Origin of the sequence: Streptococcus suis, from assembly GCF_046032515.1 — a bacterium.
In the GTDB taxonomy this organism is placed as follows: Bacteria; Bacillota; Bacilli; order Lactobacillales; family Streptococcaceae; genus Streptococcus; species Streptococcus suis_AL.
In genome coordinates this window covers 1-21,084 of record NZ_JARQPJ010000031.1, presented here as the reverse complement: position 1 = coordinate 21,084, position 21,084 = coordinate 1, and the positions used below count along the sequence as shown (strand labels likewise).

The 21,084-nt window shown below is 41.1% G+C and carries 23 protein-coding genes and 1 pseudogene; 21 read left to right on the top strand and 3 right to left on the bottom strand.

The window, feature by feature from the left end:
- Positions 1-235: 235 nt before the first annotated feature.
- Positions 236-1,516: an O-acetylhomoserine aminocarboxypropyltransferase/cysteine synthase family protein gene (locus P7J49_RS10895; protein ID WP_174851868.1), complete on the top strand. Its 1,281-nt coding sequence runs from the start codon at positions 236-238 to the stop codon at positions 1,514-1,516.
- Between the two features lie 77 nt (positions 1,517-1,593).
- Here the strand turns inward: P7J49_RS10895 and P7J49_RS10890 are convergent, their stop codons facing one another.
- Positions 1,594-3,126 carry an ATP-binding cassette domain-containing protein gene (locus tag P7J49_RS10890; RefSeq protein ID WP_408570678.1) on the bottom strand — a complete coding sequence of 511 codons (1,533 nt, stop codon included), beginning with the start codon at positions 3,124-3,126 and terminating at the stop codon, positions 1,594-1,596.
- A gap of 300 nt (positions 3,127-3,426) precedes the next feature.
- Here P7J49_RS10890 and P7J49_RS10885 point away from each other — a divergent pair, with 300 nt between their 5' ends.
- Both P7J49_RS10885 and P7J49_RS10880 read left to right on the top strand, forming a co-directional pair.
- On the top strand, positions 3,427-3,918 hold the full coding sequence (locus P7J49_RS10885) for a GNAT family N-acetyltransferase (protein WP_408570677.1): 492 nt from the start codon (positions 3,427-3,429) through the stop codon (positions 3,916-3,918).
- A complete protein-coding gene (locus P7J49_RS10880; protein ID WP_024397738.1) occupies positions 3,915-4,409 on the top strand; it encodes an adenylate kinase in 495 nt (164 codons plus the stop codon). Before P7J49_RS10885 ends, P7J49_RS10880 begins: the two co-directional genes overlap by 4 nt.
- A gap of 27 nt (positions 4,410-4,436) precedes the next feature.
- Here P7J49_RS10880 and P7J49_RS10875 read toward each other — a convergent pair whose 3' ends face one another.
- Positions 4,437-5,177 carry an amino acid ABC transporter ATP-binding protein gene (locus P7J49_RS10875; RefSeq protein WP_002940438.1) on the bottom strand — a complete coding sequence of 247 codons (741 nt, stop codon included), beginning with the start codon at positions 5,175-5,177 and terminating at the stop codon, positions 4,437-4,439.
- A complete protein-coding gene (locus tag P7J49_RS10870) occupies positions 5,177-7,375 on the bottom strand; it encodes an ABC transporter substrate-binding protein/permease (RefSeq protein ID WP_408570676.1) in 2,199 nt (732 codons plus the stop codon). Before P7J49_RS10870 ends, P7J49_RS10875 begins: the two co-directional genes overlap by 1 nt.
- A gap of 197 nt (positions 7,376-7,572) precedes the next feature.
- On the opposite strand from P7J49_RS10870, the gene uvrB reads away from it, so the two are divergent.
- From uvrB to P7J49_RS10780, 18 genes and pseudogenes are all read left to right on the top strand, one after another.
- Positions 7,573-9,558 carry an excinuclease ABC subunit UvrB gene (uvrB, locus tag P7J49_RS10865; RefSeq protein ID WP_408570675.1) on the top strand — a complete coding sequence of 662 codons (1,986 nt, stop codon included), beginning with the start codon at positions 7,573-7,575 and terminating at the stop codon, positions 9,556-9,558.
- 536 nt (positions 9,559-10,094) lie between these two features.
- A pseudogene (locus P7J49_RS10860) lies at positions 10,095-10,163 on the top strand (YSIRK-type signal peptide-containing protein); the annotation flags it as partial.
- 48 nt (positions 10,164-10,211) lie between these two features.
- Complete coding sequence (locus P7J49_RS10855; protein WP_257209431.1) at positions 10,212-10,484, top strand: LPXTG cell wall anchor domain-containing protein; 273 nt, start codon at positions 10,212-10,214, stop codon at positions 10,482-10,484.
- Between the two features lie 106 nt (positions 10,485-10,590).
- The gene (locus P7J49_RS10850) at positions 10,591-11,094 is read left to right on the top strand and encodes an N-acetyltransferase family protein (protein ID WP_408570674.1); all 504 of its coding nucleotides are present in this window, start codon (positions 10,591-10,593) and stop codon (positions 11,092-11,094) included.
- On the top strand, positions 11,087-11,242 hold the full coding sequence (locus P7J49_RS10845; protein ID WP_099807155.1) for a DNA mismatch repair protein MutT: 156 nt from the start codon (positions 11,087-11,089) through the stop codon (positions 11,240-11,242). Before P7J49_RS10850 ends, P7J49_RS10845 begins: the two co-directional genes overlap by 8 nt.
- Positions 11,243-11,415: 173 nt before the next feature.
- The gene (locus P7J49_RS10840; RefSeq protein WP_408570673.1) at positions 11,416-11,556 is read left to right on the top strand and encodes a hypothetical protein; all 141 of its coding nucleotides are present in this window, start codon (positions 11,416-11,418) and stop codon (positions 11,554-11,556) included.
- On the top strand, positions 11,553-12,386 hold the full coding sequence (locus P7J49_RS10835) for a replication initiator protein A (RefSeq protein ID WP_408570672.1): 834 nt from the start codon (positions 11,553-11,555) through the stop codon (positions 12,384-12,386). Before P7J49_RS10840 ends, P7J49_RS10835 begins: the two co-directional genes overlap by 4 nt.
- A 148-nt stretch (positions 12,387-12,534) precedes the next feature.
- Positions 12,535-13,890 (top strand): DNA (cytosine-5-)-methyltransferase, encoded by a 1,356-nt coding sequence (dcm, locus tag P7J49_RS10830; RefSeq protein WP_408570671.1) that lies wholly within the window; start codon positions 12,535-12,537, stop codon positions 13,888-13,890.
- Positions 13,874-14,302, top strand: a complete 429-nt coding sequence (locus P7J49_RS10825) for a hypothetical protein (RefSeq protein WP_172042894.1) — start codon at positions 13,874-13,876, stop codon at positions 14,300-14,302. Before dcm ends, P7J49_RS10825 begins: the two co-directional genes overlap by 17 nt.
- Positions 14,303-14,312: 10 nt before the next feature.
- Positions 14,313-14,696: a hypothetical protein gene (locus tag P7J49_RS10820; protein ID WP_012775126.1), complete on the top strand. Its 384-nt coding sequence runs from the start codon at positions 14,313-14,315 to the stop codon at positions 14,694-14,696.
- An 8-nt stretch (positions 14,697-14,704) separates the two neighbouring features.
- A complete protein-coding gene (locus P7J49_RS10815; protein WP_001005708.1) occupies positions 14,705-14,938 on the top strand; it encodes a hypothetical protein in 234 nt (77 codons plus the stop codon).
- Positions 14,939-14,940: 2 nt separating this feature from the next.
- Positions 14,941-15,525, top strand: coding sequence for a CPBP family intramembrane glutamic endopeptidase (locus tag P7J49_RS10810; protein WP_408570670.1), 585 nt, complete (start codon positions 14,941-14,943; stop codon positions 15,523-15,525).
- Between the two features lie 77 nt (positions 15,526-15,602).
- On the top strand, positions 15,603-16,091 hold the full coding sequence (locus tag P7J49_RS10805) for a hypothetical protein (RefSeq protein ID WP_002936460.1): 489 nt from the start codon (positions 15,603-15,605) through the stop codon (positions 16,089-16,091).
- Positions 16,091-17,908 carry a VirD4-like conjugal transfer protein, CD1115 family gene (locus P7J49_RS10800; RefSeq protein WP_408570669.1) on the top strand — a complete coding sequence of 606 codons (1,818 nt, stop codon included), beginning with the start codon at positions 16,091-16,093 and terminating at the stop codon, positions 17,906-17,908. The genes P7J49_RS10805 and P7J49_RS10800 overlap by 1 nt, the downstream gene beginning before the upstream one ends.
- Positions 17,909-17,925: 17 nt before the next feature.
- Positions 17,926-18,168 carry a hypothetical protein gene (locus tag P7J49_RS10795; protein ID WP_001072171.1) on the top strand — a complete coding sequence of 81 codons (243 nt, stop codon included), beginning with the start codon at positions 17,926-17,928 and terminating at the stop codon, positions 18,166-18,168.
- 18 nt (positions 18,169-18,186) lie between these two features.
- A complete protein-coding gene (locus tag P7J49_RS10790) occupies positions 18,187-19,041 on the top strand; it encodes a conjugal transfer protein TrbL (RefSeq protein WP_099810413.1) in 855 nt (284 codons plus the stop codon).
- 190 nt (positions 19,042-19,231) lie between these two features.
- Entirely contained in the window at positions 19,232-19,585 is a 354-nt protein-coding gene (locus P7J49_RS10785) for a PrgI family protein (protein WP_408570668.1), read from the top strand.
- The gene (locus P7J49_RS10780) at positions 19,563-21,035 is read left to right on the top strand and encodes a VirB4-like conjugal transfer ATPase, CD1110 family (RefSeq protein WP_408570679.1); all 1,473 of its coding nucleotides are present in this window, start codon (positions 19,563-19,565) and stop codon (positions 21,033-21,035) included. The genes P7J49_RS10785 and P7J49_RS10780 overlap by 23 nt, the downstream gene beginning before the upstream one ends.
- Positions 21,036-21,084: the final 49 nt, after the last annotated feature.

The window sequence follows — 21,084 nt, the reverse complement described above, 5'->3', positions numbered from 1 at the left end:
TCTTTCTAGATACTTTTCATTTTTTAATCAGTTCGATTGTTTTTACTTGACAAAGGGCTTTACATATCAGTCATTTAAGTGCTTGTTTAGTATCCATGTAATATGGAAAAATTTTTCTTATAGGATAACTGATTAGTGGCTATAGTTGTTAACTATACATATCTCTAATATTTAAGTATTAGTCAAGATGGTAAAAATGAGGTAGAATACAGAAAAAGATCAAAGGAGTACCTTTATGACTAGAGAATTTTCATTTGAAACCCTTCAACTCCATGCTGGACAAGAAGTTGATTCTGCTTCAAAATCACGTGCTGTACCCATCTATCAAACCACTTCCTATGTATTTGAAGATGCTCAAGAAGCAGAAGATTTATTCGCTTTACGTAAACCGGGGAATATCTATACTCGAATTACGAATCCGACGGTCTCTACTTTTGAAAATCGTGTGGCAGCTTTAGAAGGTGGTATTGGTGCCTTGGCCACTTCTTCAGGAATGGCAGCCATCACATACACTATTCTAGCGTTGGCACATGCTGGCGATCACATTGTGGCGGCAACGACACTCTATGGTGGGACTTTTAACCTATTCAAAGAAACCCTTCCTCGCTATGGTATTACAACAAGCTTTGTAGATATTGATGATTTTGAAGCGGTAGAAGCTGCGATTAAAGATAATACAAAACTGGTATTTATTGAAACCTTGGGAAATCCTGTTATCAATATTCCTGATCTTGAAAAATTAGCAGAAATTGCACACAACCATCACATTCCGCTAGTATCTGATAATACCTTTGCAACCCCATATTTGATTAATGTATTTTCTCATGGTGTTGATATTGTAGTCCATTCAGCAACCAAGTTTATCGGTGGGCATGGTACGACCATTGGCGGTGTGATTGTCGATAGCGGCAAGTTTGACTGGGCGACATCTGGTAAGTTTCCGCAATTTGTTGAAGAAGATCCAAGCTATCATAACATTAGTTATACTCGTGATATTGGTGCTGCAGCATTTATTGTAGCAGTTCGTGTACAATTGCTTCGCGATACAGGTGCTGCCCTTGCTCCATTCAACGCTTTCTTACTTTTACAAGGGTTAGAAACCTTGTCTCTCCGTGTAGAGCGTCATGTGTCTAATGCTGAAAAGATTGTAGATTTTTTGCTCAATCACCCTAATGTTGAGTCGGTCAATTATCCATCACTTCCAGATAGTCCTTATAAGGCTTTGGCGGATAAGTACCTGCCTAAAGGTGTTGGATCTATTTTCTCTTTCCAAGTAAAAGGCGGAGCAGAAGAAGCGCGTAAGGTTATTGATAGTTTGGAAATCTTTTCTAATCTAGCAAACGTTGCCGATGCTAAATCACTAGTAGTTCATCCAGCTACAACCACGCATGCTCAGTTAGCTCCGGAAGATTTACTTGCTGCTGGTGTCACACCAAATCAAATCCGCCTATCTGTTGGTCTTGAAAATATCAATGATTTGCTAGAAGATTTGCAACTTGCTCTTGATAAATTATAGGTTGTGAACCGAATAGCATAGCTTCATTCTTTATGAAAAAATAAAAGGAAATTTGGCGTGTGTGCCATTTTTCTTTTTTATATCTGTTCTAGTTCTTCCAGTCCATTTTCAGTTAGTCGATAGATTCTTTGACAAACTTCTTTCAAAAAGCGTCTGTCGTGTGATACGCATACCAAACCACCTGGATAATCGGAAAATAGTTGACGAATATATGGCTGAGAAGTGGGAGAGAAGTTTCGACTGGGTTCATCTAATAAGAGAAAATTGGCTTGTTCAAGAACCATTTTTAACAAGAGTAACTTGGCTTTTTGTCCCCCCGAAAGTTCACAGATCTTGTGATGAACTTCTTGTCGTGTAAACTGCAGACTGGCTAGATGTGATAAGATAAGTTGTTCCTGCTCACGATTGCCATTTTCTAATAAAAAATCAAGTGGAGTGTTAGACTCATCAAGGACTTCTGCATAGTGCTGGGGCATGTAGCCCAAGTTTATATCTGCTCGTTGCCTGAGTTTTTGATAGATGATCTTTAGAAAGCTGGATTTACCAATTCCATTTTGTCCAATGATGCCAATTTTCTCTTGTCCATTTAAGTTGAAATGGGTATTTTGAACCAATTGTCGCCCTCCAATGTTCAATTGGAAGTTTTCTAAGTGAAGCACTTGTTTTTTAGCTGGTAGTGGTGAAATGTCTGAGAAGAAGAGGGAAATAGCATCTTCATGAAAAGGAACTTGTGTGAGATTTTCCTTCATTCTTTCATATCGTTTTTCACGTGATAAGACATTCTTCATTTTCTTGGCAATGAGCCGTCCTAGTGTGGCATCATGGGTGTTGAGCAAGGTATGACGAACCTGTGATTTTTGACGTAGGTGCTTGTTCATGGCTTTGTCAAATTCTTTTTGGTCGTTCCGAGCTTGTTGGACTTGTTTCTGATAGGCTTGTTGGCGTCCCAATGCGTAATCCTGGTAGTCCAATTCTTCAATTTTAGTTTGAGCAAGTGTTTTCTTCTTAACCGATTCTAGGTGAATGATTTTTGTAGCTGTTTTACTGAGGAAGTCTTCATCGTGGGAAACAAATAGGATGGTCTGTGGGCTATTGAGGATATAGTTTTCAAGCCAAAGTAAGGTATCTAAATCCAAGTCATTGGACGGCTCATCCAGAAAAATAATATCAGATGGAGTTGCTAGAGATTTGATTAACTGAATTTTTAATTTTTCGCCACCTGACAGGCTTCCAATCAATTGTTGACTGGCAAATCGCTCGCTGTCAAACTGGAGCTGGTCAGCATAGAGGTAGAGTAGGCCGTAATCAATGTCACTGTCCATATCTCCGAAGAAGTAGTCGTTCAAGGTTAGCTCTGCCATTTCCAGTGAAAGACTTTGGGGAATGTAGACTGGTGAGTGAAAATATCGGTGAATATTGCCTGATAGGAGTAGGTAATCTGTGACAAGAGCTGAATCCATTAAGGTTAGTAATAGGCTGGATTTGCCATTTCCTTCTTCGCCGATGATGGCTATTTTATCGCCAGGATTGACAATGAGGTTTAGGTCATGGACCAGATTTCGCAAATCTTTTTGATGGTCGAGGGTTAGGTGTTGAGTGGTTAGTAGCATAAGGCCTCCTTTACAAGAAAAAACACACTACCTATTTAGTAGTGTGTCGAAATCTGCTCAAAAAGACCCTATTCTGTGAATAGAGGGAACAGAAAAATGGACGCTAGAAAACTACTAAATAAGTATAGAACTTAGATGGAGTTTACTTGTTATTGTCCATTTCTCCTTACCTCGCAATGCTTTATTTGTTTTAGTATAGCATATCGATAAAATCTTGTCAATCAGCATGTTATAATATTTATTGATATTGATAGAGATGTATGTTAAAATGAACTTAATGTAAATGAGAGAGGATCCGAAATGGCAATCACGGGAATTGAGCAAGCAGATATTTTAAAAATAGACAAACAGGTTCGTCTACGTCGGTATGATGGCCAGCATGATTTTGCTTTTGAATGGCACCAAGATCTAGAATTAGTATGGCTGGTTGATGGAAATAAGGAACCTTATACTTTGGATCGGCTCAATCGTATGTATGATTATTTGTCTAAAAATGGCGAATGTTACTTTATTGAAATTTTTGAATACGATCAGTTTGTTCCAATTGGAGATGTGACGCTGTTTGCAGATGATTTTGCTATTGCCATTGGAGATAAGCGGTATTGGAACAAAGGAATTGGAACCAAGGTATTGCAGCGAATGGTAGAACGTGCAAGGGAGATTGGCATTGTGGAAATACTTGTCGAAGAAATTTACGATTGGAATCTTGGTTCACGAAAGCTGTTTGAGAAATGTGGTTTTGAAGCAGTTGAAAAGACAGAGAAAGGTTGGTCATATAGGTTAACAGTATGAAGAAAGTAATGATTATTGGTTGCCCTGGTGCTGGAAAATCGACCTTTTCACTAAAATTGAAAGAAATTACAGGACTCCCACTCTATCATTTGGACCAGTTAAATTGGTTAGCAGATAAGACAACAGTTGCTAGGGAAGTTTTTCAAGCTCGTCAAGAAGAAGTATTAAGGCAAGAAGAGTGGATTGTCGATGGTAATTATAGGGGAACTTATGAACTTCGAATGGCAGCTTGTGATACGATACTATTTTTAGATTATCAAGAAGCAGTGTGCGTGGAAGGTCTATACAGTCGTGTTGGCAAACCGAGAGTGGATATGCCATGGGTTTCGATGACTGTCGATGAAGAATTATTAGAGTTTGTGAAGAATTTTCGAACGCAGGTTCGCCCAAATATTTTCAATCTGCTATCCATATATAAGGACAAGAATATTTTTATATTTACCTCCAGAAAAGAGGCAAATGATTATTTGAAGCAACTCAAAAAGCCTTGACTGCTAGTCAAAGGCTTTTCGATTAGCTTAGACGTTCAAGACCTTATCAAGGAAGTCTTGTAAACGTGGATGTTGTGGGTTGTCAAAGATTTGCTCTGGTGTACCATCTTCAAGGAACTCACCGCCATCAGTGAAGATAACGCGATTAGCAACCTTGCGGGCAAAGCCCATCTCGTGTGTGACGATTAACATGGTCATACCTTGCTCAGCCAAGTCTTTCATAACGTTGAGTACATCGCCAACCATTTCAGGGTCAAGGGCAGAAGTTGGTTCGTCAAAGAGCATGATGTCTGGGTTCATAGCGAGCGCACGAGCGATAGCAACACGTTGCTTTTGACCACCAGATAGGCTATCAGGCATGGCATCACGCTTGTCTGCCAAACCAACTTTTTCCAACAATTCCATACCAACTTTTTCAGCTTCAGACTTGTCCATCAATTTGTGTTCGATTGGCGCAAATGTGATATTGTCAAGTACAGACATATGAGGGAAGAGGTTGAAGTGTTGGAATACCATTCCGACATTTGAACGGAAGGCGTCAACATCTGTCTTAGGATCGGTTAAGTCATATCCATCGACTGTTACTTGACCACTTGTAATGGTTTCAAGTAAGTTCATTGTACGAAGGAAGGTCGATTTACCTGAACCAGAAGGACCGATGATACAAACAACATCGCCTTCATAGAACTTAGCAGTAATACCTTTGAGGACCTCGTTTTTACCATAAGACTTGTGTAAGTCATGGACGTTAATTTTTAATTGAGCCATTATTTGCCTCCTTTTTCGAGTTTGCGTGCTAAGCGAGTCAAGAGTGTGATAACTACCAAATAAATGATGGCAAGAATTGCATACATACGGAAGGATTGGTAGTTACGTGCAATAATGATTTTACCTGCTTGGAAGAGTTCGACCAAACCAATCGCAGAAATGATAGTAGTATCTTTCAGAGTAATAACAAACTGGTTGATGAAGTTAGGCAACATAATTTTACCAGCTTGAGGTAGGATAATCTTACGCATGGTTGTTCCGTAGGAAATACCCAAACTGCGAGATGTTTCCATCTGACCAGCTGGAACTGCCTGAATACCACCACGAACAATCTCAGCAATATAGGCACCAGAGTTGAGGGATAGGGCAATGGTACCAGCAACAAAGTCGTTAATTGGTGATTGTTGACCTGTGATGGATTCAATCAAGTTTGGGATACCCCAGAAGATGAATGCAGCGACAATCATGAGCGGAATACCACGAACAACATCTACAAAAACAGATGAAGTAACACGGAGTGCTTTAACAGGGCTGACAGCAAACATACCGAAGATAATACCGATGACAATTGCAATAGCAAATGATAGAAGGGCAAGTCCAATTGTGATACCAAGACCTGAGAGCAATTGACCGTAGTTGTTTTTCAAAAGACCAACAATCGTTGTCTCATCAACAGTTGAAGTCGTTGTGCTTGCTTCTTCAGTTGAGTTGAAATACTTATTAAGGATTTCATCATACTTGCCTGATTCAACTAGGGTAGCTAAGCCATTGTTAAACATTTCAATTAATTCTGGGTTGGCACCTTTTTTAACGGCAAATCCGTACTCACCTGATTTTTCGCCAGGAATTGGTGTTGCAAAGTTGCGACCTTGTTGGATGGCATATAGAAGAACGGCTTCGTCATCCATAAGAGCATCAATAGAACCAGAGTTTAAACTGTCATACATACTTGAAGCTTCGTCGAAGGCTTTTAGGGTGTAACCATATTTTGCCTTGTTTTCTTCTAAGAAGCTATATGAAGCAGTACCATTTTTAGCTCCAACAGTTTTCCCTTTTAAGTCCTCGTAAGAAGCGATGTCGCTACCATTTTTAACAGCTAATAGGATGTTTGAAGTATAGTAGGCGTTTGAGAAGTCAAAGATTTCCTTACGAGCATCTGTGATAGACATACCGGCAATAACTGCATCAGCTTGTCCAGCTTGAACAGCATTTAGTGCAGCGTCGAACCCAGGGTTTTGAATGGTAATGGTAAATCCTTGTTGTTCAGCGATTGCCTTGATTAATTCCATATCGATTCCGACATAGTTACCTGATTCATCTTGGTATTCAAATGGAGCAAAAGAAGAATCTGCCACAATTGTGTAGCTTGATTTGACAGGTGTTGCTTTAGCTGATGCGTTTCCTGTTAAGCTTAAACGAGATGAGTAATCTGTGCTTTCGGCAGAAGTGGTAGAAGCTCCTAACCATTTGTTCATGATTGTTTCGTAGGTGCCATCTTTCTTCATCTCAGCTAAAGCCTTGTTGAAGTCTTCAACAAGGTATTCATATTGGCTACCTTTTTTTACAGAGAATCCGAATGAACCGATAGCTTCGCCATCCATATCAATGCTTAAGTCTTGACCTTGTTGGATAGCGTATTGAATAACCGCTTCGTCGTCCATTACGGCATTCACTGCACCAGCAGAAAGACTATTGTACATTAAATCCCCAGTATCAAAAGTTTTTACGTTGTATCCGTACTTGTCTTTGTTTTCTTCTAGGAAGTTTTGGGCTGCAGTACCATTTTTGACACCAACAGTCTTACCTTTAAGGTCCTTATATGAAGAGATGGTATTTGCCTTTGTGGTAGCGATAACGATTTTGGTGTCGAAATAAGGGTCTGAGAAAGTAAATACTTTCTTACGCGCTTCGGTGATAGTTGTACCTGCCATTAGGGCGTCCGCAGATCCAGCCTGTACAGCATTGACAGCTGCATCAAATCCTGGGAAGCTTTGATTCATGGTCCAACCTGAGCGCTTGGCTACTTCGTTGATGATGTCAACATCTAATCCTTTATAAATTTGATCTGAGTCTTTAAACTCGAATGGGGCGTAAGCATTGTCAAATACGATATCAATAGTATCGTCAGCTTTAATGCCAGTAAAAATAAAGAATACTGGCAGAATGCTTGCCAATAATATGAGTAATTTTTTCTTCATTTCCATACTCCTTCTATTATAAGATAACTGTCCTAGTATATCATATTCTGAAAATTAATGCAAAATCGAGGTTTTTATAATGTTAGAATTTCTGACATGTAAAGTCATTAAAATGTGAGAAAATTTAATATTTTGAACATAGTTGTGAATGGTTTAGAATATTTCTCCATTAGTCGAACTTATGATAAAATAGAAGTATGATTAATCGAAATACTGAAAACCAATTTAAACTTGTATCAAAATATGCACCATCTGGCGACCAGCCCCAAGCCATTGAAACCTTGGTCGATAACATCGAGGGGGGCGAAAAAGCCCAGATTCTCATGGGGGCAACAGGAACTGGTAAGACCTACACCATGAGCCAGGTCATTGCCCGTGTCAATAAGCCGACCCTAGTCATCGCCCACAACAAGACCCTAGCTGGTCAGCTTTATAGTGAGTTCAAGGAATTCTTCCCAGAAAATGCAGTCGAATACTTCGTGTCTTACTACGATTACTACCAGCCCGAAGCCTATGTCCCGTCCAGCGATACCTATATTGAGAAGGATAGCTCGGTCAATGATGAGATTGACAAACTCCGTCACTCAGCAACCTCAGCCCTGCTGGAGCGAAACGATGTTATTGTTGTAGCTTCGGTTTCTTGTATCTATGGTTTGGGTTCGCCCAAGGAATATTCTGACAGCGTGGTCAGTCTGCGACCAGGTCAGGAGATTTCCCGTGATCAGTTGCTCAATTCTCTGGTAGATATCCAGTTTGAGCGCAACGACATTGACTTCCAACGGGGACGGTTCCGTGTGCGTGGGGATGTAGTAGAAGTCTTTCCAGCCTCCCGTGACGAACATGCCTTCCGTGTGGAATTTTTCGGTGATGAAATCGACCGCATTCGTGAGATTGAAAGCCTGACTGGTAAGGTTTTGGGCGATGTGGATCACTTGGCCATTTTCCCTGCCACCCACTTCGTGACCAACGATGACCACATGGAAACGGCTATTGCCAAGATTCAGGCGGAACTGGAAGAGCAGCTCAAGGTCTTTGAGGCAGAAGGAAAACTCTTAGAAGCTCAGCGATTGAAACAACGAACCGACTACGACATCGAGATGCTTCGAGAAATGGGCTATACCAATGGAGTTGAGAACTATTCACGACACATGGACGGGCGAAGCGAGGGCGAGCCTCCTTATACCCTGCTGGACTTTTTCCCTGAGGACTATCTGATTATGATTGACGAGAGCCACATGACCATGGGGCAGATTAAGGGGATGTACAATGGTGACCGCTCACGCAAGGAGATGTTGGTCAACTATGGTTTCCGCCTCCCGAGCGCATTGGATAACCGTCCGCTGCGCAGGGAAGAATTTGAGAGCCATGTCCACCAGATTGTCTATGTATCTGCAACGCCGGGTGACTATGAAATGGAGCAGACCGATACCGTTGTCGAGCAGATTATCCGGCCAACAGGGCTTCTGGATCCTGAGGTGGAAGTCCGTCCAACTATGGGCCAAATGGACGACCTCCTGGGTGAAATCAATGCCCGTGTTGAAAAAGACGAGCGAACCTTTATCACTACCCTGACCAAGAAAATGGCAGAGGACTTGACCGACTACTTGAAAGAAATGGGCGTCAAGGTCAAGTATATGCACTCGGACATCAAGACCTTGGAGCGTACGGAGATTATCCGTGATCTCCGCTTGGGTGTCTTCGATGTTCTGATAGGGATTAACCTCTTGCGTGAAGGGATTGACGTGCCAGAAGTTAGTCTGGTTGCTATCTTGGACGCGGATAAGGAAGGTTTCCTCCGTAATGAGCGTGGACTCATCCAGACAATCGGTCGTGCGGCTCGTAACTCTGAGGGTCATGTGATTATGTATGCGGACAAGGTCACCGAGTCCATGCGGAAAGCCATGGAAGAAACAGCTCGCCGCCGTCAGATCCAGATGGCTTATAATGAAGAGCATGGTATCATTCCACAGACTATTAAAAAGGAAATCCGTGACCTGATTAGCGTGACCAAGGCTGTCGCTCAGGACAAGGAAGAGGTTGTGGACTTTAATGCTCTTAATAAAGATGAACGTAAGGCTATGATCAAGAAACTGGAAGGTCAAATGCAGGAAGCAGCAGAAGTGCTTGACTTTGAACTGGCAGCCCAGATTCGTGATATGGTCATTGAGTTGAAGAATATGTAGTAAGAGTTACTAGGTTCAGTGATTTAAGTAGAATGAAATTACAAGAGGCGGCAGGTAGAAATTGACCTGCCACCTTTTATAATACTTAAAATTTTTACTTGTGGACTTGGGAGTGGGAAAGAACTCAACTAGTCAAAAAGAGTTCGCCAACAATTTTTCGTTTTAAGTTGTTGAGCTAAAACAGTCTATCCCCAGACTGTTTCACTCCCACCCCTGCACAGCTCAAACTGTCTGGGAGACAGTTTGAGGTTGGAGATGAAGCGAACTCTGTTCGCATCAGTCGTATAGGCCAGATTTGGAGTGTGAAACACGAACTGCTGAGATTTGCTTTGCAAATCCTATCTCCAACCTTAAACAGTCCCCCAGACTGTTTAAGCCAATCAACCACTGCGCTGAGATGTTGATACGAACTCTGAGAAGTGGCTTTGGACTTTTTGCCCAGCCTCGTCCCTATAAAAGGTTATAATGGTTTCTATACTATTTAGGGAATAGGGGGAGTTTTTATGAAAAATATTTTTGGTGAAAAACGATAGCGGTTCGGTTTTCGGAAACTGTCAATTGGACTTGTCTCGGCAGCTGTAGCAAGTTTGTTTTTTGCATCGTCGGTCGCAGCAGCACCGTCAGCTAGTGCTCAGTCTATCAATTATTCCTATGTGACAGAGCAAGAATTGACAGATGCAGAAAAGGAGTTGATTATTCGTGACTTGCCTGGCTTAGCTCAGGAAACGGATGCAAATTATTACCTGATCTATCGTCCAGCTACTGGCACAGCATCTACTCCATCGACAAGCACGTCTCAAGTTTTGCCAAATACTGGCTCTGTAGAAACCGGACTATTGGTGGTGGGTGGAGTGTCTCTCCTGTTATTAGCTGTTAGATTTGATAAAAAAGGTAAGAAAGAGTTGACGGCAATGTCATTAAGTTAACTAACCCACCACAAAACGTGATAGGTTAGTTAACTTAATGACATTGGGTCTTGTGCCAACTTGTTTTTTAATGTATACTAGAGGAAAAAATTCGGAGGTCCTTTAGATGATGATTAAACCACTGGAAACGAAAAGTGAAATACTAGGCAAGGCCTATGTTCATTGGAAATCGTGGCAGGAGGCCTATGCTGACTTGTTACCTCAGGAATTTTTAAAGAATACTTACACCTTAGAACGCTGTCAAGACTGGGCAGTTCGGTATCCTCAGAATATCTTGATAGCTGTGATGGATGATAAGGTGGTTGGCTTTGCCTGTTACGGCTCGTCTAGTCAGGAGGATTTGCAAGGGGAAGGGGAGCTCTACGCCCTCTATGTCTTGGCGGACTATTATGATCAGAAGATAGGCTACCAGCTCATGCAGGCAGCTTTGGAAAAATTGCAGAGCTACGAAACTGTTACTCTCTGGGTATTGGAGGGGAATGCGCGTGCCATTGCCTTCTATGAAAAAGTGGGCTTCCGATTTGATGGTGTCAAAAAAACAGTCAATTTAGGCGCAGAACGCACAGAATATAGAATGATTTTAAAACAGAAAGAGGGAGAAAATGGCTAGAAAAGAAATGGTCACTTTGACCAACATGTGTCTAATCGAAGATAAGAAAGGGAAGGTCGTTGTACAGATTCGAGATCCCAAGCGTTATCGTTGGTCTGGTGTTGCTTTTCCAGGTGGGGATTGTGTCATAATAATGACAGGTGCTTAAAACGCTGTCAAATCAAGGATTTGAGTGTTCTACAATCTGTTATTAAGGAGGAAAAATTTATTTTTTATTTATAATATCATATCGCACAAGCGAGAACATTTTAATAAGTGTTCTCGTTTTTTTATTTTAAGGAGGAATTCATGAAAAAGTAGGAACAATCATCACGCCAAATCGTGATACGTCATCTCGTGACTATTTTAGGAGTTGATATTGTGAAAGCAACTCAGCTAATTGATGAAATGGAACAACTAGGTTTAATCCGATTTGATGAATTTGGAAATGTTGGAATTTTAGTCTTGGAGGGACAATCATGAAACGAATTACCGCTAATCAATATCAGACATCAGAGCGTTATTATAAACTCCCAAAAGTCTTGTTTGAGAGTGAACGGTATAAGGATATGAAGCTGGAGGTTAAGGTAGCCTACGCGGTTTTAAAAGATCGGTTGGAGTTGTCTTTGAGTAAAGGCTGGATTGATGAGGATGGGGCAATTTATTTGATTTATTCCAATTCAAATCTGATGGCACTTTTAGGCTGTTCAAAGTCAAAAATACTCTCTATCAAGAAAACCTTACGAGAATATGGCTTAATTGATGAAGTCCAACAGTCCTCTAGCGAAAAAGGTCGTATGGCCAATAAAATTTACTTGGGGGAATTAGAACATGAACCTACCCCAGTCTTAGATTCAAACGGGGCTAGTGTTAAAAAAACACTAGGGGGGTCTCAGAGTAAGACGGGGCCGGTCTTAAATTCAGCCCCTAGTGAGACTGATGGAAGTGAGACTGAAGGAAGTGAGACTAAATATAGTGAAACTGAAGGGAATGATTTTCTTATTGAGGACGAGGAGGAGATTCAGCTTGTAGATGACAAACAAGAAGAAAACTTTTCTTCAAAAGTCGATGCCGTGACCAAGTACGATCGAGACTATATTTGGGGTTTGGTTCATGACCAGTTAAGACAGACAGGTCTATCTCAGTCGGCTAGTGACTATGCCATGATCTATTTTAGTGAGCGTTATCAGTACGCATTGGAACATATGAGATTTGCTCGGTCAGCAGAAGTGATAGCTGAATACGTGTTTAATGGTGTGCTGTCAGAGTGGACCAAGCAATTGAGACGACAAGAAGTAAAGGGAGGTGATTAAGATGATTTGGTGGATACTAGGTGGAATCTATTTGATTTCTATCATCATTTTGATTGTTGAAATCATTCGTGCACCAGAAATGGATGATCATATATAGGCAAGAGTTTTACAAATTGTAAGGCTCTTTTTATTTGGAAAGAGAGGAAAAATGAAATTTTTAGATTTATTTGCTGGGATAGGTGGTTTTAGACTAGGAATGGAATCACAGGGCCATGAGTGTTTGGGTTTTTGTGAAATTGATAAATTCGCTAGAACATCCTATAAAGCCATGTTTAACACAGAAGGAGAAATAGAATACCATGATATTAAAGAGGTCACAGACCATGACTTTAGACAATTTAGAGGGCAAGTGGAGGTTATCTGCGGGGGATTTCCTTGCCAAGCTTTTTCACTCGCAGGAAGACGATTGGGATTTGAAGATACTCGAGGGACTCTCTTTTTTGAGATTGCTCGAGCGGCCAAACAAATCCAACCACGTTTTCTATTTTTGGAAAACGTCAAAGGCCTACTCAATCACGACAAGGGACGGACGTTCGCCACAATCCTCTCCACGCTGGATGAATTGGGGTATGATGTCGAATGGCAGGTGCTTAACAGTAAGGACTTCCAAGTCCCGCAAAACAGAGAGCGGGTTTTTATTATCGGACATTCTAGAAGATACCGTACCAGATTCTTATTTCCTCTCAGAAGAGAAAACAGCCCAGCTCATCTTGAAAGGCTAGGAAATATCAATCCCTCTAAACGTGGTTTGAATGGTGAAGTCTATCTGACGAGTGGACTTGCTCCTACACTAACAAGAGGTAAAGGAGAGGGGGCTAAAATCGCCATTCCAGTCTTAACACCAGATAGACTTGAAAAACGGCAACATGGGCGTCGCTTTAAGGATAACCAAGACCCTATGTTCACTTTGACAAGTCAAGACAGACACGGGGTTGTTGTCGCAGGAAATCTGCCGACTAGCTTTGACCAGACTGGAAGAGTATTTGACATATCTGGCTTGTCACCGACTTTGACCACCATGCAAGGTGGAGACAAGGTGCCAAAGATTTTGCTGAGGGAGGAGCTGCCATTTCTGAAAATCAAGGAAGCCACAAAAACAGGGTACGCAAAGGCAACTCTTGGAGATTCTGTCAATCTGGCTTATCCAGACTCAACCAAACGTAGGGGACGAGTGGGAAAGGGAATATCCAATACCTTGACAACTTCAGACAATATGGGAGTGGTGGTTGCTGCTCTGGAATATCGACAGGATAAGTGGTATGAAGTCACAGGCATTGTCTTAGAAGGAAAACTCTATCGCCTGAAAATAAGACGACTGACACCAAGAGAGTGTTTCAGACTTCAAGGCTTTCCTGACTGGGCTTATGAAAGAGCAGAGAGTGTTTCTAGTAAGAGCCAACTATACAAACAGGCCGGCAATAGCGTGACTGTCACAGTTATTGAAGCCATTGCCAGAGAATTTAGAAGAACGGAAGAGGAAGAAAAACATGAACCTACTACATAAGAAAAGTATCCTAGATTGTACTGAATTAGAAGAACGTATTCACCAAGTTGAAACCAATCAGTTATTACAAAAGATACTGTCGCTCCCCAATTTTGATTGTGACTTTGAGGTGACTTTTGAAGATGATTACCACAAGGAGATGAATGATCCCCTATTCTACGAATCCAATCTTCATCGGATTTCGGATTTTATGGAAACTAGGGATATTAAAAATGGTGTAGATACTCTCTTGACGAAAGACAATCACCTGGCCTTTCGTGCCTTTGGTGAAAATTATTCTGCTAGGGGAAAGGAGGGCATTTTAACGACTCTAGTGACGGTCAAGTGCTTTGGTGAAGGACGGATGCCCATTGATATGAGTCGCTATTTCTCAACTCCTGAACCAACAGTTGAAAATAGCCTAACCCTATAAGGAGGTGCCTATGCTTGAGGTATATCTAGGAAATAATGTCAATACAAATCAAGACTTACTAACCATTTTGACCAACTATGGGGTGACTTATCGTTGTACAAAAGCGTGTGATGTAAACCGTGAAATCTTACTGTCACTCTTTGCCAAAACCACGGATTGTTTTGAGTTGCTGTCGCCACGATTTCTTCGCTTTAAACGTCAATATTCGATAAGTTTGAATGAGATGATTCAGCTCATTCTCCAAAAGCCAGACCAAAACCTTCGTCTGCCTCTCATTGTCTGTCAGAATCACGTCTATCCAGCTATTGGATTAGACGAAGTGCGTACTTTTCTTCCCAGACAAGTAAAAGAAGAGCTGTTTCAGGCCAGTCTGATGAAACAGGTGACAGGGTAGGTGTGAAGATGAATGAACGATTTTGGGACAATTTAGAGATTATTCTGGCAGAAAAAGACCTCACTTGGGCAGAACTAGCTCGCAAAGTATTCAACGGTCAATATGTTTATCCAAGTGAGTTTAATCGTCTCTATCAAAAACTGCGACATTACAAATCCAATCGTCTGATGCCCCAGACAAGATGGGTTGAGCGAATCGTTCTAGTCTTAGATATTGATTATGAAGATTTATTCAAGAGGTGATAATGATAAGGATAGTGTTGTTTTATCTAGCCATACAGCTTAACGGTCTTCTGGTGAGTTTATACCTACAAGACTATGTGACGATTAAGGTCTTAGTCTTGCTACAATTGGTCCTATTAAGTGTAACTTGCTTAGAGATTGCCCGTCATAAAACTGTTCAAGCAAAAAATATAACCTTAAGAAATCGCCTAAGATGGTTTCTTCTTGGCTTTGTGGCTATGGTTGCTTTTGCAGTCTTCATCAGTTTTCTTTTTCCAGTTCATACTAGGAATCAAGCGGTCTTGTTACAAGTAGGAAAACAAGTTCCACATGTTATTTTTTTATTGTTTCTGGTCAATGCAAGTCTCCTTGAAGAGATTGTTTATAGGCAATTGCTGTGGGAAAAATTGACATTCCCTTTTGTACAAATAGGCGTGACCAGTTTTCTCTTTGTTCTATCCCATGGCCCCAATCAGTTAGGGAGTTGGCTCATGTATAGCTGTCTTGGCTTGACCTTGGCTGCTGTTCGATTGAAAACTGATTGTATGACGGCAATCATCTTACATTTACTTTGGAATAGTTTGGCTTATGTCGTAACTTTCTTGTGATACCAAAATCAAGAGTGTTTCCGTATTATGGAAACAGCTTATGTTTGAGAGGGAATCGAAAAAAAGAGGAGGTCACCATGTCATCTGAACAACAAGAACGTCAAGCGATGCAATACGTGGAAAGAAGTAGTTTATTGACAGTTAGAACCCTCTTAAAGCTCTTAGAATGGTCGGCTAGGCAAGCCTTAGCTCAAGATTCAGCTTATAAGATTGGGGTTCAAAAACTGGAAGAACTCCTTCAAAGTCCTTATGCCATTGAAGCGATTGATGTTAGTAAAGACATTCTAGATAAGCCAATCGATGTGGAGAAATTTAAGGAGTTGATGGAGTCAGAAAAACTGCCAATCGCAATTAGTTGGCAAAAAGACTATCTCTACTTTTATGCCAAGGATAAGACCTTGCTCGATCATCACTTGGATGAATTGTTGAAGAAACTGATGTCTAATCCAGAGAAGCTAGAAGGTTTAACCTTTGATAAAACCTTGGACCAAGAGATAGAACTGGCCAAAGAGAAAATTAGAGTGACAGAACCTTCGGCAGTCAAAACCAAGGAGGTGACCTTGTAATGTATTCCAGGCAAAAAGCATTTGTCTTTGGACTCTTGGGGCTCGCCTTTGGCTATTTCTGCCATCGTCTAACTCTACTCTATGATAGTTTAACCAATGCCCCACCTATGGAACGATTTGCCTACCTCTTAGGAGAGGGGTTAAATCAGGTTTTCAATCCTTTATGGCTATTTTCCTTTACTCAAAAATCTCTTCTTGCCTTTATCCTTGGGGTTCTAACGATGACACTAGTCTATCTTTATGTATCGACAGGACAGAAAGTCTATCGAGAAGGGGAAGAATACGGTTCTGCACGATTTGGAACCAGTAAGGAAAAGCGGAACTTTTACAGTAAGAATCCTTTCAATGACACGATTTTGGCTCGTGATGTTCGTCTAACCTTGTTGGAAAAGAAGAAACCCCAGTTTGATCGAAATAAAAATTTGATTGTCATTGGGGGTTCTGGGGCAGGTAAGACCTTTCGCTTTGTGAAACCCAACCTTATCCAACTTAATTGTTCCAATATTGTCGTAGATCCGAAAGACCATTTGGCTGAGAAGACAGGTAAACTCTTTTTAGAAAACGGTTATCAGGTCAAGGTTTTAGACTTGGTTAATATGACCAATTCAGACGGTTTTAATCCCTTTCGTTATGTAGAAACAGAGAATGATTTGAACCGCATGTTAACGGTCTATTTTAACAATACCCGTGGGTCTGGCTCTCGCAGTGATCCATTTTGGGACGAGGCTTCCATGACATTGGTGAGAGCTATTGCCTCTTATTTGGTGGATTTTTACAATCCTCCAGGAAGTTCCAAGCAAGAGCAGGAAGCAAGACGTAAGCGTGGCCGTTATCCAGCCTTTTCTGAGATTGGTAAACTCATTAAACTCTTATCAAAGGGGGACAATCAGGACAAAAGTGTTCTTGAAGTCCTGTTTGAAGATTACGCTAAAAAATACGGTCACGAGAACTTTACCATGAGAAACTGGGCAGATTTTCAAAACTACAAGGACAAGACCTTGGATTCGGTCATTGCTGTGACGACCGCTAAGTTTGCCCTCTTTAATATCCAATCGGTGATTGATTTGACGCAAAGAGACACTATGGATTTGAAAACGTGGGGCACTCAAAAGACCATGGTCTATCTTGTTATTCCAGACAATGATACGACCTTTCGTTTCCTATCTGCTTTATTTTTCTCTACGGTTTTCTCTACTTTGACCAGACAGGCTGATGTGGACTTTAAAGGGCAACTGCCGATTCATGTTAGAAGCTATCTGGATGAGTTTGCGAATATTGGGGAAATCCCAGACTTCGCCGAACAAACCTCAACAGTTCGCTCTAGGAACATGAGTCTAGTACCAATCTTGCAAAATATCGCCCAACTCCAAGGACTTTATAAGGAAAAAGAGGCTTGGAAAACTATTCTGGGGAACTGTGACAGTCTCCTCTATTTGGGTGGGAATGACGAGGAAACTTTCAAATTCATGAGTGGTCTTTTAGGCAAACAAACCGTTGATGTCAGAAGCACCAGTCGTTCTTTTGGGCAGACTGGTTCAAGTTCGACCTCTCACCAGAAAATTGCCCGTGACTTGATGACGGCTGATGAAGTAGGGAATATGAAACGAGATGAGTGCCTCGTACGCATTGCAGGGATTCCTGTTTTTCGAACCAAGAAATATTTTCCTCTCAAACATAAGAATTGGAAATGGCTTGCGGATAAGGAAACCGATGTACGCTGGTGGCACTATCACATCACTCCCCTAACCGCTGAGGAAGAAGTAGATTTGTCAGGTCATAGAATTAGGGATTTAAGCACAGAAACGACACTACATTAATAGAAATGAGGAATTATATGAATCAAAAACTATCAGGCTTTGTTTACGGAGTGGACGCCAGCTCCATGTTCTCCCAAGCCATGTCTCTATTACAAAAAGGCTTAATTGCAGTAGGAGCCTTTCTTGTTGTCATGGGCATTATCAACCTTTCAACCAATATTAAAGATGGTGGACCAGGTGTCCGAAATGCCATTCTAGAAATTGTTGGTGGGGTCATGGTGGGAGCCGCTGGTGCTTTTGTGACTCAGATTACCATTTAGGGGAGGACAGCACATGACATGATAATGAATTTTACGTCACCTTTTGTATATCTAGCCTCTGAAAAAGTATCTAGCGACAGCCTTTTTGAAGGGTTTCAAGTGGATTTAGAATCAACCGCCAACTTGGTTAAGTCACTAGCGGACTTTAATCCGACGGTGTGGTCTTACATGACAGCCATTACCAAGGGGATTATGCAACCCTTGGGAGTAGCTATTCTTGCGGTTGTTCTCGTACTCGAATTTTCAAAAATGGCCAAGAAAATCGCAAACTCAGGTGGTGCAATGACCTTTGAAGCCATAGCACCTATGATTGTCAGCTACATCATGGTCGCGGTCGTGATTACCAATACGACGGTTATTGTGGAAGCTATTATTGCCATTGCCTCTTATGTTATTGAACAAGTGGCAAGTCTTGTCACGAATGGTGGTGCTAATTATGATACCATCTCAGGCATTAAGGGATCTGGAATTGTAGGAAAAATGATTATTGGCTTTTTTGCGATTCTCATTTGGTTGGTACGAATGGCCAGCATCATGGTTGTCAATATCTTGATTACCATTCGCTTTATCCAACTCTATCTGATGATTCCTTTTGCCCCTGTTACCATTCCAACCTTCCTTAGTGATGACTGGAGAAGTGTTGGGATTGGCTACCTTAAGAATATAATGGTCTATGCCGTTCAAGGTATTTTGATTTTTCTAATTGTATCTCTTGTTCCCTTGTTTGAATCGGCTGGAAAGATTGCCGTATCAAATGGAGCTGGAGTTATGGAATCACTTGCCATTATGTTTGGTGGTTTGGTACAAGCCATATTGTTAATCATTGCCTTAGTTGGCAGTCAACGAACCGCCCGAAGTATTTTGGGGATGTGAGAGTAGGACAGGAATCGGAACTGCTTTGCAGTCGATTACGTCGTCTTACCTCCGTAAGGACGACTAGAACTGTCATAGCTAGGAACTAGCGTAGAGAGTTCAGACGTCTACTGCGTCAAAATCATGAAGCAATTCAAACTGGACTGAGATTTTCATCTTAGTCCTTTTATCAAAGAAGGAGTTATTATTTATGAACACTCGTGTCTTTAAGGACATTTCAAAGGTTCAACACCGTGCATGGTTAGGGTTTACGACTAGACAGGTTATTTTTGTATTTCCAGCCGTCGCCCTAACCATTTTGGTATTGGGCTTGAACCTATTTTACTGGCAATTTGGGGATTGGTTTGTCTATTGTTTTGTTTTTAGCTTTACCATTCCACTCATGTTATTTGGGGTCTATCGCCCCAACGATTTACCATTTGAAACCTATCTCAAGTACCGTTTTCATTATGAACTAACAGTACCAGAACGAACATTTACTGGAAGAAAAGGAGACCAACGTGAAAAAATTAAAACACTCAATGAAACCAAAGACCTCTTCTAATGACAAAAAGCAAAAGACGAAAATACAGAAGCAGGAGAACAGACCTTCTACTGTAAATACGTTAGCCTATCAAGGGCTTTTTCAGAATGGCCTTATGCAGGTCAGTCCAAGCTATTTTTCACAAACCTATCTCTTAGGAGATGTCAATTACCAAACAGTTGGCTTAGACGATAAAGGAGCTATTGTTGAGAAATATTCCGATTTAATCAATTCACTGGATGATCAGACCAATTTCCAACTGACTATTTTCAATCAAAAAGTTAATTTGGAAAAATTCCGTAAGAGTATTCTCTATTCCTTACAGGAAGATGGATTTGATGCTTATCGTGATGAATTGAATCGCATGATGGATGCTAACTTAGAGGCGGGTGAGAACAACTTTTCAGCCGTCAAGTTTCTTTCATTTGGCAAGAGCGACCAAACACCAAAACTAGCTTTTCGTTCTCTGTCACAAATTGGAGAATATTTCAAGAGTGGCTTTTCAGAGATTGATGTATCTCTTGGTTTGCTCGGTGGAGAGGAGCGAATAAATGTCCTTGCGGATATGTTACGAGGCGAAAATCATTTACCGTTCTCTTACAAGGATTTGACGCTCTCAGGTCAATCCACCAAACACTTTATTGCCCCAACCTACCTTTCCTTTAAACACAAGAATCATATTGAATTGGACGAACGATTATTACAGATTGTTTATGTTCGTGACTATGGCATGGAGTTAGGGGATAAATTTATTCGAGACCTCATGCAGTCAGATTTGGAAGTGATGATTAGCCTACATGCCAAAGGCTCTACCAAGTCTGAAACCATGACCAAGCTACGAACCAAGAAGACCTTGATGGAATCACAAAAGATTGGTGAACAACAAAAGATGGCTCGGACTGGAATCTATTTGGAGAAGGTCGGCCATGTTCTTGAGAACAACATCGATGAAGCTGAAGCTCTTCTTCAAACCATGACCCAAACAGGAGATAAACTGTTTGACACCGTATTTCTAATTGGCGTGCTGGCGGATACTGAAGATCAACTCAAACAATCTCTTGATATTATCAAGCAAGTGGCGGGGTCAAATGACATGATTATTGACAACTTGACCTATATGCAAGAAGCAGCCTTTAACAGTCTCTTGCCATTTGGGAAGAACTATCTTGAAGGTGTTTCTCGGTCTCTATTGACTTCAAATATTGCCGTGAATGCACCTTGGACTTCCGTAGATATTCAAGACAAGGGTGGGAAATTTTATGGCATCAATCAAATCTCAAGTAATATCATCAGTATTGACCGTGGTAAGTTAAATACTCCGTCAGGTTTGATTTTAGGGACTTCTGGAGCGGGCAAAGGGATGGCGATAAAACATGAAATCATCTCTACTAAGCTCAAGGAAGCAGATAGTGATACTGAAATTATTATTGTAGATCCAGAAAATGAGGTGCGACAAGAAGTCGTGTTGTAAATTGCTAGTTTAGCTACTCTATCCATTTGGGGTAATCCTACCACAGCCT

Excerpts from the sequence above, each read along its gene's own strand:
- P7J49_RS10895 (WP_174851868.1), top strand. The coding sequence starts at position 236 with ATGACTAGAGAATTTTCATTTGAAACCCTTCAACTCCATGCTGGACAA.
- P7J49_RS10890 (WP_408570678.1), bottom strand. The coding sequence starts at position 3,126 with ATGCTACTAACCACTCAACACCTAACCCTCGACCATCAAAAAGATTTG.
- P7J49_RS10885 (WP_408570677.1), top strand. The coding sequence starts at position 3,427 with ATGGCAATCACGGGAATTGAGCAAGCAGATATTTTAAAAATAGACAAA.
- P7J49_RS10880 (WP_024397738.1), top strand. The coding sequence starts at position 3,915 with ATGAAGAAAGTAATGATTATTGGTTGCCCTGGTGCTGGAAAATCGACC.
- P7J49_RS10875 (WP_002940438.1), bottom strand. The coding sequence starts at position 5,177 with ATGGCTCAATTAAAAATTAACGTCCATGACTTACACAAGTCTTATGGT.
- P7J49_RS10870 (WP_408570676.1), bottom strand. The coding sequence starts at position 7,375 with ATGAAGAAAAAATTACTCATATTATTGGCAAGCATTCTGCCAGTATTC.
- uvrB (WP_408570675.1), top strand. The coding sequence starts at position 7,573 with ATGATTAATCGAAATACTGAAAACCAATTTAAACTTGTATCAAAATAT.
- P7J49_RS10850 (WP_408570674.1), top strand. The coding sequence starts at position 10,591 with ATGATGATTAAACCACTGGAAACGAAAAGTGAAATACTAGGCAAGGCC.
- P7J49_RS10845 (WP_099807155.1), top strand. The coding sequence starts at position 11,087 with ATGGCTAGAAAAGAAATGGTCACTTTGACCAACATGTGTCTAATCGAA.
- P7J49_RS10835 (WP_408570672.1), top strand. The coding sequence starts at position 11,553 with ATGAAACGAATTACCGCTAATCAATATCAGACATCAGAGCGTTATTAT.
- dcm (WP_408570671.1), top strand. The coding sequence starts at position 12,535 with ATGAAATTTTTAGATTTATTTGCTGGGATAGGTGGTTTTAGACTAGGA.
- P7J49_RS10825 (WP_172042894.1), top strand. The coding sequence starts at position 13,874 with ATGAACCTACTACATAAGAAAAGTATCCTAGATTGTACTGAATTAGAA.
- P7J49_RS10820 (WP_012775126.1), top strand. The coding sequence starts at position 14,313 with ATGCTTGAGGTATATCTAGGAAATAATGTCAATACAAATCAAGACTTA.
- P7J49_RS10815 (WP_001005708.1), top strand. The coding sequence starts at position 14,705 with ATGAATGAACGATTTTGGGACAATTTAGAGATTATTCTGGCAGAAAAA.
- P7J49_RS10810 (WP_408570670.1), top strand. The coding sequence starts at position 14,941 with ATGATAAGGATAGTGTTGTTTTATCTAGCCATACAGCTTAACGGTCTT.
- P7J49_RS10805 (WP_002936460.1), top strand. The coding sequence starts at position 15,603 with ATGTCATCTGAACAACAAGAACGTCAAGCGATGCAATACGTGGAAAGA.
- P7J49_RS10800 (WP_408570669.1), top strand. The coding sequence starts at position 16,091 with ATGTATTCCAGGCAAAAAGCATTTGTCTTTGGACTCTTGGGGCTCGCC.
- P7J49_RS10795 (WP_001072171.1), top strand. The coding sequence starts at position 17,926 with ATGAATCAAAAACTATCAGGCTTTGTTTACGGAGTGGACGCCAGCTCC.
- P7J49_RS10790 (WP_099810413.1), top strand. The coding sequence starts at position 18,187 with ATGATAATGAATTTTACGTCACCTTTTGTATATCTAGCCTCTGAAAAA.
- P7J49_RS10785 (WP_408570668.1), top strand. The coding sequence starts at position 19,232 with ATGAACACTCGTGTCTTTAAGGACATTTCAAAGGTTCAACACCGTGCA.
- P7J49_RS10780 (WP_408570679.1), top strand. The coding sequence starts at position 19,563 with ATGAAACCAAAGACCTCTTCTAATGACAAAAAGCAAAAGACGAAAATA.